The sequence below is a fragment of the Aeromicrobium sp. genome (genome assembly GCF_025965075.1).
Taxonomy (GTDB): Bacteria; Actinomycetota; Actinomycetes; order Propionibacteriales; family Nocardioidaceae; genus Aeromicrobium.
Window position 1 is genome coordinate 1 of the sequence record NZ_JAOPXQ010000014.1, and the last position, 8,927, is coordinate 8,927.

Here is an 8,927-nt window from a genome sequence, read left to right on the forward strand (position 1 = left end):
GCAACCCGCACAACCCGACCGCCGTCGTGCACACCCGCGAGGAGCTGGCTGCCGTCGCAGCGCTCGCCGCGACGTACGGCGTCCGCGTCGTGGCCGACGAGATCCACGGCCCGCTCGTCGCCGAGGGCTTCGTGCCCTACCTCAGCGTCTCTGAGGACGCCCTGGTCGTGACGTCGGCCTCCAAGGGGTGGAACCTCGCGGGTCTCAAGGCGGCGCTGATCGTGGCGGGGCCGCGGTCGGCCGCCGATCTCGCGCGCCTGCCCGAGATCGTGTCCCACGGCCCCAGCCACCTCGGCGTGCTGGCCCACACCGTCGCGCTGCGCGACGGCCGGTCGTGGCTCGACGCGCTGCACGCCGATCTCGCCGACAACCGCGCGCTGCTCGCCAAGCTCCTCGCCGAGCACCTGCCCGACGTGCGCTGGGACGGCGGGCCGGGGACCTATCTGGCCTGGCTCGACTGCCGGGACCTGGGGCTGGGCGACGACCCGGCGGCGGCCTTCCTCCAGCGGGGGCGGGTCGCGGTCAACTCGGGCCTGCCGTTCGGGACCGGCGGGGCCGGCCACGTGCGCCTCAACCTCGCCACGACGCCCGACATCCTGACCGAGGCGATCACCCGGATGGGCCGGGTCACCACGACAGGACCTAGGTCCTGACCGGGCTGGCCCACCCGGACCATTCGCCCGCGTTCACAGCCTTTCCGGATCACGGGCTCCTAGGCTTCCCCCCAAGGGAGATCCACATGGAGACCAGGGGCGAGGGGATGTTGGCAGGGCTGCGCGCCCTGCCGGCGCTGACGGCCGCCACGGCGGTGATGTACGGCTGTGGGGCGGTCCTGCTCGCGGCCAGCGCGATCTCGTGGCAGCCGGGGCGCAACCCGCGCTGGGTCATCACGTCCCTCGCGGTCCTGGCGGTCGTGTTCTTCACCTGGACGCTCGTGCGCGGTCACCGGTTCTCCCGCGCCGAGGCGCTCGTCATGACGATCGTGCACGTCGCGAGCATCGGCGGGCTGACCTGGACGACGCCGCTGCAGCTCGGTGCGTTCGCCAACGGCACGGCCCTGCCGATCGTCGCGGTGTATGCCCTCTGGTTCCTCCCGCCCGTCCACGGCCGGGTCGTGCTCTACGCCGGCACCGCCTGGTGGATGGCCGCGATCCTGCACCGGTCCGACCCGTCCCTGGTCCCGTTCGCGGCGTCGCTCGTCGTCCAGACCATCGTCGCGGCGGAGGTGCTGGCCCGGATCAAGCAGCGCATGGACCGGGTGGCCCGGGTCGACCCGCTGACCGGCGCCCACAACCTCCGCGGCATCACCGAGGTCCTCGAGCGCGAGATGGCGCGCGCCGAGCGGCGGGGCGAGCCGTTGTCGGTCGCAGCGGTCGACCTCGACGGGCTGCGGACGATCAACAACACCCAGGGGCACCGCGCCGGCGACGAGCTGCTGGTGACCGTCGCGCGGCACTGGCAGGACGGCGTCCGCCGGCGGGACGCCGTCGGACGTACCGGCGGTGACGAGTTCCTCTTCGTGCTGCCGTCGACGGCCAAGGCCGAGGCCGAGCGGATCGTCCGTCGCCTCGCGGCCAACTCCCGGGGCTCGTGGTCGGCCGGTGTCGCCGAGCTCAAGCCGGGGGACACCCTCGCGTCGATGCTCGAGCGGGCCGACCAGCGGATGTACGTCGAGAAGGCCACCCGCCAGCACACCTGAGGTGCCGGTCGGGGCGTTCGCGCCTAACGTGCTGGCATGAGCGAACGACCTGATGACGACCATCTCCGCCCCCCGGGCGTCGACGACGCGACGGTCGAGGCCCTCGGCAAGCTGAGCGAGGCCCTCGAGGTCGTCGAGGAGGCCCGCGGGCACCTGTACGCCTTCCACCGCCGGTGCGGGACGGCCGACCTGATGCTGGGCAAGGCGGTGGACCTGCTGCGAACCGCGGGGCACGCCGGTCTCGCCGACGAGATCGACGCCGACCTGGTCGGGCGCAACATCATCGAGGGGCGGTGGTCCTTCCAGGTCGTCGAGGACTACGACGCGGGCTACTACGCGGCCTTCACCGGGCACGAGCGCCGCGCGCGCGAGCAGCTCGCCGAGGGCCGGCGCCACGTGTTCGAGTCCGAGATGAAGGAGGACCGGCGCACGCACGGCCGCCGGCACCACGAGTCGCGCCCCGACTGATCGGCCGCACCCGGATTGGGGCCGCGAGGAACGGGTACTCATCAGTCCAGTCACCCGACGAAAGGACTCCCTCATGGGCTTCGACGACAAGATCAGCAACGCTGCAGAGGACGCCAAGGGCAAGGCCAAGGAAGCGGTCGGCGGTGCCACCGATGACGACGAGCTCGAGCGTCAGGGCAAGGGCGACCAGGCCAAGGCCGATCTCAAGGGCGCCGGCGAGAAGGTCAAGGACGCCTTCAAGCACTGAGCATCACCCCATCGCAGGTGCCCCGGCCTCGTGCCGGGGCATTTCTGCGTCCGGCTGAGGATCAGAGGGTCGCCAGGATCGTCAACGTGCGGGCCCACGCCGCCGAGTCCGGGTCGATCACGACGAGGTGGTCGCCGTCGACCTCGGTCAGCTCGGCGTCGGCCCCCGCGCGCCGCGCCCGCTCGACGTAGTCGGCGGACTGGCTCAGCGGCACGATGTCGTCCGACGAGCCGTGCACGCACCGGACCGGCACCGACAGCGGGAGCTGTGTCGTGGGGTCGGCCAGGGCGTACCGGTCGTCGACGGCCCCGCCCATCAGCGCCTGGACCGCCCCGTCGCCGAGGTCGAGCCGGGTCGCCGCCCCGAGGTCGAGGACCCCGGCCTGGGAGACGGCCGCGGTGATCCGGACCGCCGGGTGAGCCCAGGCCGGGCCGGACTGCGTTCCCCGGCCCGCCGCCCACACCGCGAGGTGGCCGCCCGCCGAGTGGCCCAGGGTGATGACCTTGGTCGTGTCGATCCCCTCGATCGTCGCGAGCCGGTCGATCGCCGCGGAGACGTCGTCGAACGTCGCAGGCCACCCGCCGCCGTTGCCGACCCGGCGGTACTCGACGTTGTACGCCGTCCAGCCCGCCGCGACGAGCGACGTCGCGAGGGGCCGGCCGAGCCCGAGGTCGTACTGCGCCCGCCAGAAGCCGCCGTGCAGGATCACGACGACGCCCCTGGACCCTCCCGCCGGTCGGGTCAGCTCGGCGCGCTGGGCCGGGTCGGGGCCGTACGTGATGGTCTCCACGGGGTCCTCCTTGCGGGTCGAGGTCCGGCCGTCGGACGTCGAGCAGGCGGCGAGGACACCCGCAGCCATCAGGCTGATCGCGCGCCGTCGGTCCACCGTGCCATCCCACCGGAGGACCGTCCTTCCCGCCACCCCAGTCGCGCGGACGGGGGGCGGGCGCCGGGTCGGCGACCGATAGAATCAGAACACGTCGAGTCCATGGAAGGAGCTTCTGTGGACGTTCACGACCTCGACCGCTATCTGCTGGTCGGGGCCGGTGTGCTGATCCTGGCCGTGCTGGCCGTGCGGCTGTCGGTCACGATCGGTCTGCCGTCGCTCCTGGTCTACCTCGGGCTGGGCCTGCTGCTGGGCAGCTCGGGCCTCGGCATCGAGTTCGCCGACGCCGAGCTCGCGCACGCCCTGGGCTTCGGCGGGCTGGTGCTGATCCTCGCCGAGGGCGGTCTGACCACCAAGTGGGCGCACGTGCGGCCCAATCTGGGCTACGGGCTGCTGCTGGCGACCCTCGGGTCGGCGATCAGCGTCCTGGTGGTGGCGACCGGGGCGCACCTGTTCCTCCACCTCGACTGGGAGCTGGCGGTCCTGCTCGCCGCGGTCCTGACGCCCACCGATGCGGCGGCCGTGTTCTCGGTCCTGCGGACCGTGCCGCTGAAGTCGTCGGTGACCGGGACGCTCGAGGCCGAGTCGGGCCTCAACGATGCCCCCATCGTGGTGCTCGTCGTCGCGATCAGCGCGGGAGAGGTCGCGGACAAGGGCGTCGGCTACCTCATCGGCCTGATCGTCTTCGAGCTCGTCGTGGGCGCGATCCTCGGCATCGCGATCGGCTGGCTCGGCGGCTTCCTCCTGCGCCGGGTCGCCCTGCCCGCCTCGGGCCTCTACCCGCTCGTCGTCTTCGCGTTCGCGGTGCTGGCCTACGGCTCCGCCGCCGCGATCCACGCGAGCGGGTTCGCGGCGGTCTACGTCGCCGCGCTGATGCTCGGCAACGCCGACCTGCCGCACCGGACCGCGACCCGCTCGTTCGTCGAGGGCATCGGCTGGCTCGCCCAGATCGGCCTGTTCGTGATGTTGGGACTCCTGGCGACCCCCGACGAGCTGGAGTGGTGGCACATCGGCCACGGCATCCTGATCGGCGCCATCCTGACGTTCGTGGCCAGGCCCCTGACCGTCATGGCGTGCGCCGTGTGGTTCGGGCGAAGTCCGCGTGAGCAGCTGTTCGTCGGCTGGGCGGGGCTGCGCGGAGCCGTCCCGATCGTCCTCGCCACGATCCCGCTGTCGGCGGACGTGCCGGGGTCCCGGGACCTGTTCAACACCGTGTTCGTCGCGGTCGTCATCTACACGCTGGTCCAGGCCGCGCCGCTGGCGCAGCTCGCGGCGGCGTGCGGCGTCCTGACCGACGCGGCCCGCGACGTGGAGGTGGAGGCCGCGCCGCTCGAGCGGGTGTCGGCGGACCTGCTCCAGATCCGGGTGCCCAAGGGCTCGAAGCTCGCCGGTGTCGAGATGGGCGAGCTGCGGCTGCCGATCGGTGCCTCGGTGTCGCTCATCGTCCGCGACGACCGGACGTTCGTCCCGCACCGGACCGATCGCATCGCGATCCACGACGACCTGTTGATCGTCGCGGAGCGGTCCGTGCGCGAGGAGACCGAGGACCGCCTGCACGCCGTGGGTCGCCACGGCCGCCTGGCCGGCTGGGGCCAGGACTCCACGACCTAGTCGAGACCCGGTGAGCGGTGCGCGGTGCGCCAGCGTCCAAGAGTGGGGCCGGAGTGGACGCCAGCGCACCGCCCCAGGGGGTTACGGCAGCGGGACGACGGGCTCGCAGACCGAGATGTCGCCGCTCGCCCGGGCCGTGGTCCGGGGCTTCTTCTTGAGGCCGGTGTAGTCGTCGCCGATCACGACGACGACGCCCTCCTCGACCGTGACGTCCGGCTCGGCGTACTTGACCTTGTCGCGGAACTGCGCGGCCACGAGGCGTACGCGCGCGTCCTTGCGGTCGTTGGTGAGGATCGCGACGCGACGCGGCTTGGTCTTGCTCGTGCTGTTGCCGATCTCGCCCTGCAGGAAGCCGTTGGCCTGCAGGTTGATCAGGACCCGGTTGGCCAGGCCCGACCGGGCCGAGGCGTTGAAGACGTTGACCGTCACGAGGTTGCTGGCCAGCTGCTCGCCCTTGGGCACGATCTTGGGCGTGCACGTCGGGGCCGCGTCCGCGGTGTCGGCGCTGGCGGTGAGCAGCCGGAAGCCGATGACTCCGCCGGCCACGAAGACCACGGCCGACAGCGCGAGGGTCAGGGCCCGGGTGCCGGCGTTCACAGGTGCTTGCCGATCGAGTGGACGCGTGCGTGCAGCATGTTGCGCTGCTGGAGGGCGGCGCGCAGGGCGCGGTGCAGGCCGTCCTCGAGGTACAGCTCGCCCTGCCAGCTGACGACATGGGCGAACAGGTCACCGAAGTAGGTCGAGTCGTCCGCGAGCAGCAGCTCGAGGTCGAGCTGTGTCTTGGTCGTCGTCAGGTCGTCCAGGCGCACCTGCGAGGGGGAGATCTCGGCCCACGAGCTCTGCGTCAGCCCGTGGTCCGGATAGGGGCGCCCCTCGCTCACCCTCCTGAAGATCACCCGGCCAGTGTAGACAGACGAGTCCGATGCTGGCGGTAGCGTGGGCCCATGACGACGAGTGACGAGGCCGCAGCCGCAGCCGCCGCCGCAGCGCAGGCCGCTGCCGACGCCCAGGTGGCCGCCGAGGCGGCCCGCAAGAAGGCCGAGGAGCTCGCCGCCGTCGCCGCACAGGCCCGGTCCACGGCCGATGCCGAGCCGGTCCGGCCGGCGCCCCCCGCCACGCCCCCGAGCGCCCCCGACAGCGAGATCGTCGAGATCGTCAAGGCCGGCTACGCCTTCGAGGGCGTCGCGATCGAGATGGGCGCACTGGTCGACGGCGGCCCGGTCCCCGACGCGCAGGTCCGGATCCCGCTCGCGATGCTCAACCGGCACGGACTGGTCGCCGGGGCGACCGGCACCGGCAAGACCAAGACCCTGCAGGTGCTCGCCGAGCAGATCGCCGCCCACGGCGTCCCGGTGTTCGCCGCCGACATCAAGGGCGACCTGTCCGGGATCGCGACCGCCGGGACCCCCAACGACAAGCTGCTCGAGCGCACCCGCAGCATCGGGCAGGACTGGCAGCCGGTCGCCTCGCCGACCGAGTACTTCGCGCTGGGCGGCATCGGCCACGGCCTCCCGGTGCGCGCCACGATCGACGGCTTCGGGCCGACGCTGCTGGCCAAGGTGCTGGGGCTGAACGACACACAGGAGTCGTCGCTGGGCCTGGTGTTCCACTACGCCCGCAGCGCCTCCCTGCCGTTGGTCGACCTCGCCGACCTGCGGGACGTGCTGACGTTCCTCACGGGCGCCGAGGGCAAGGCCGAGCTCAAGAACCTCGGCGGCCTGTCCGCCGCGACGGTCGGCGTGATCCTGCGCGAGCTCATCGCGTTCGCTGACGAGGGCGCCGACCAGTTCTTCGGCCGGCCCGAGATCGTCGTGTCGGACTTCCTGCGCACGGCCCCCGACGGGCGCGGCATCGTGTCGCTGCTCGAGGTGCCGGGCGTGCAGGACAAGCCCGCGCTGTTCTCGACCTTCCTGATGTACCTGCTCAGCCAGCTGTTCAGGGAGCTGCCCGAGGTCGGCGACTCCGACAAGCCCAAGCTGGTCTTCTTCTTCGACGAGGCGCACCTGCTGTTCGCCGACGCGTCCGATGACTTCCTCGAGACGATCACCCAGACCGTGCGGCTGATCCGGTCCAAGGGGGTTGGCATCTTCTTCGTGACCCAGACGCCCAAGGACGTCCCCAGCGACGTGCTGGCCCAGCTCGGGTCGCGCGTGCAGCACCAGCTGCGGGCGCACACCCCGGACGCGGCCAAGGCGCTCAAGGCGACGGTGTCGACCTATCCCAACACGACGTACGACCTCGAGGAGGTCCTGACCTCGCTCGGCATCGGGGAGGCGATCGTCACGGTCATGAGCGACAAGGGCGCACCGACCCCGGTGGCGTGGACCCGGCTGCGCGCACCGCAGGGCTCGATGGACCCGACGCCCGCCGATCAGATCGCGGCCGCCGTGACGGCCTCGCCGCTGCTGGCGAAGTACGGCACCGCGGTCAATCCGGAGTCCGCCAGCGAGATCCTCGCCGCCAAGGGGGCCGCCGCCCAGGCGGCCGCGGACCGCGCGGCCGAGGACGTACGGGTGCAGAAGGAGGCCGAGCGGCTCGAGAAGCGGGCGCCGCGCTCGACGACCCGCGCGTCCTCCCGCACGAGGTCCCGGTCGCGCCGGATGTCGCCGGTCGACCGGGCCGTGGGGGAGGCGAGCCGCACGCTGGCCCGCGAGCTGATCAAGAACTTGTTCAAAAGACGTCGCTGACCCGGACCATCGTCGGGAAGAAATCAGGGATTTCACCGGTTGCCCCTGGCAAGAACAACGGAAATGATGGGATCGAGGGCGCACTGCGGCGCCCTCCGCCGGGACTGGAGCCCGGTGCGGACGCAGGAGGAGTGGTGGCTGACACCTCGCAGGACGATCGCCGGCTCGCATCGCAGCGTGCCCGTGGCGTGCTGCCCGCGATCCGTCGCGCCGGTGTCGAGATCGCGCTCATCGCGGCCCTCTACGTCGGCTACTGCATCACCCGGACGTTCGCCTCGACCGCCTTCGCGCCGGCCCGCGGGCGCGCGCTCGACATCCTGACGTTCGAGCAGTCGTGGCGCTTCGACATCGAGTCCTGGCTCAACGACCTGTTCCTGGACCAGCGCTGGCTGGCCGTGTTCAGCAGCTACTGGTACGCCACGACGCACTATGTCGTGACGCTGCTGACCCTCGTGTGGATCTACCGTCGCAGCGCGGCCCAGTACCTCACCGCCCGTCGGGCCCTCGTGCTCGCCTCGCTGATGGGGCTGACGTGCTACCTGCTGATGCCGACCGCGCCGCCGCGGCTCATCGGGGGCGGCTTCCACGACATCCTGAGCCTCAACTCCGGGATCGGCTGGTGGAGCCAGAACGGCTCGGCCCCCAAGGGGATGGGCAACATCACCAACGAGCTCGCGGCGTTCCCGTCCCTGCACGCCGGCTGGTCGTTGTGGGTCGCGATCGTGCTGATCCGCGCCGGAGTCCCCAGGATCGTCCAGGGGCTCGGCATCGCCTACGCCCTCGTGATGGCCATCGTCATCGTCGGCACCGGTAACCACTGGGTCCTCGACGCCGCCGTCGGCTGGGCGGTCGTGCTGGTGTCGTTCGGGCTGATGATCGCCTGGGAGCGCGAGCGCAGGCCGGACGAGACCCCGCCGGAGGAGGCTCGGGCGGAGAACGCCCTGGCGGACGGCGTCAGGTCGTCCGCCGGCTGAGCGCGTTCGTGGATCCGCGCCGGGCCCCACCGACCCGGGCGGTGCACGGGTCGCCCTTCCCCGGCGTGGGTGGTGCTGGGCTCGCCCTTCCCGGTCGGCGCCGGTGCACCAGTCGCCTCAACCCACCCAGGTAGGGCGACTGCTGCACCGCCCAGGCCGGTCCCCGGCGCCGAGGGTCTCGCCGATCAGGTTGAAGGGCGTGCCGCCGGACGCCTCGGCGTACGCGCGAGTGACCTGGTTGGCGACCGGCAGGAAGCTTGGCGCGCGCTCGAGGACGATGACCCGGTGGCCCGCCTCGGTGAGTCGCAACGCGGTCGCGGCGCCGCCGAATCCCCTGCCGACCACGACCACGTCG

At 72.1% G+C, this 8,927-nt stretch carries 11 protein-coding genes; 7 read left to right on the top strand and 4 right to left on the bottom strand.

Translation table 11 applies throughout. The features are described from left to right. The 4 genes from JWQ91_RS00800 to JWQ91_RS00815 all read left to right on the top strand — a co-directional run. The coding region (locus JWQ91_RS00800) for an aminotransferase class I/II-fold pyridoxal phosphate-dependent enzyme (RefSeq protein WP_297779491.1) at positions 1–653 on the top strand (653 nt) is incomplete at its 5' end. An 86-nt stretch (positions 654–739) separates the two neighbouring features. Then, positions 740–1,699 (top strand): GGDEF domain-containing protein, encoded by a 960-nt coding sequence (locus tag JWQ91_RS00805; RefSeq protein WP_297779494.1) that lies wholly within the window; start codon positions 740–742, stop codon positions 1,697–1,699. 36 nt (positions 1,700–1,735) lie between these two features. After that, positions 1,736–2,167: a hypothetical protein gene (locus JWQ91_RS00810; protein ID WP_297779498.1), complete on the top strand. Its 432-nt coding sequence runs from the start codon at positions 1,736–1,738 to the stop codon at positions 2,165–2,167. A gap of 73 nt (positions 2,168–2,240) precedes the next feature. Beyond that, complete coding sequence (locus JWQ91_RS00815; RefSeq protein WP_297779501.1) at positions 2,241–2,414, top strand: CsbD family protein; 174 nt, start codon at positions 2,241–2,243, stop codon at positions 2,412–2,414. 61 nt (positions 2,415–2,475) lie between these two features. Here the strand turns inward: JWQ91_RS00815 and JWQ91_RS00820 are convergent, their stop codons facing one another. Then, positions 2,476–3,300 carry an alpha/beta hydrolase gene (locus JWQ91_RS00820; RefSeq protein ID WP_297779502.1) on the bottom strand — a complete coding sequence of 275 codons (825 nt, stop codon included), beginning with the start codon at positions 3,298–3,300 and terminating at the stop codon, positions 2,476–2,478. A gap of 117 nt (positions 3,301–3,417) precedes the next feature. On the opposite strand from JWQ91_RS00820, the gene JWQ91_RS00825 reads away from it, so the two are divergent. Continuing rightward, positions 3,418–4,911: a potassium/proton antiporter gene (locus JWQ91_RS00825; protein ID WP_297779504.1), complete on the top strand. Its 1,494-nt coding sequence runs from the start codon at positions 3,418–3,420 to the stop codon at positions 4,909–4,911. A gap of 81 nt (positions 4,912–4,992) precedes the next feature. On the opposite strand, the gene JWQ91_RS00830 is transcribed toward JWQ91_RS00825, so the two are convergent. Together JWQ91_RS00830 and JWQ91_RS00835 are read right to left on the bottom strand one after the other, a co-directional pair. Beyond that, positions 4,993–5,508, bottom strand: coding sequence for a LytR C-terminal domain-containing protein (locus JWQ91_RS00830; RefSeq protein ID WP_297779506.1), 516 nt, complete (start codon positions 5,506–5,508; stop codon positions 4,993–4,995). Next, positions 5,505–5,807 carry a type II toxin-antitoxin system VapB family antitoxin gene (locus tag JWQ91_RS00835; protein WP_297779508.1) on the bottom strand — a complete coding sequence of 101 codons (303 nt, stop codon included), beginning with the start codon at positions 5,805–5,807 and terminating at the stop codon, positions 5,505–5,507. Before JWQ91_RS00835 ends, JWQ91_RS00830 begins: the two co-directional genes overlap by 4 nt. 297 nt (positions 5,808–6,104) lie before the next feature. Here JWQ91_RS00835 and JWQ91_RS00840 point away from each other — a divergent pair, with 297 nt between their 5' ends. Continuing rightward, positions 6,105–7,598, top strand: coding sequence for a helicase HerA-like domain-containing protein (locus JWQ91_RS00840; RefSeq protein ID WP_297779516.1), 1,494 nt, complete (start codon positions 6,105–6,107; stop codon positions 7,596–7,598). Positions 7,599–7,732: 134 nt separating this feature from the next. Beyond that, complete coding sequence (locus JWQ91_RS00845; RefSeq protein WP_297779510.1) at positions 7,733–8,572, top strand: phosphatase PAP2 family protein; 840 nt, start codon at positions 7,733–7,735, stop codon at positions 8,570–8,572. A gap of 117 nt (positions 8,573–8,689) precedes the next feature. Here the strand turns inward: JWQ91_RS00845 and JWQ91_RS00850 are convergent. Next, a partial coding sequence (locus JWQ91_RS00850; RefSeq protein WP_297779513.1) for an FAD-dependent oxidoreductase occupies positions 8,690–8,927 on the bottom strand: 238 nt, incomplete at its 5' end.

Excerpts from the sequence above, each read along its gene's own strand:
- JWQ91_RS00805 (WP_297779494.1), top strand. The coding sequence starts at position 740 with ATGGAGACCAGGGGCGAGGGGATGTTGGCAGGGCTGCGCGCCCTGCCG.
- JWQ91_RS00810 (WP_297779498.1), top strand. The coding sequence starts at position 1,736 with ATGAGCGAACGACCTGATGACGACCATCTCCGCCCCCCGGGCGTCGAC.
- JWQ91_RS00815 (WP_297779501.1), top strand. The coding sequence starts at position 2,241 with ATGGGCTTCGACGACAAGATCAGCAACGCTGCAGAGGACGCCAAGGGC.
- JWQ91_RS00840 (WP_297779516.1), top strand. The coding sequence starts at position 6,105 with ATGGGCGCACTGGTCGACGGCGGCCCGGTCCCCGACGCGCAGGTCCGG.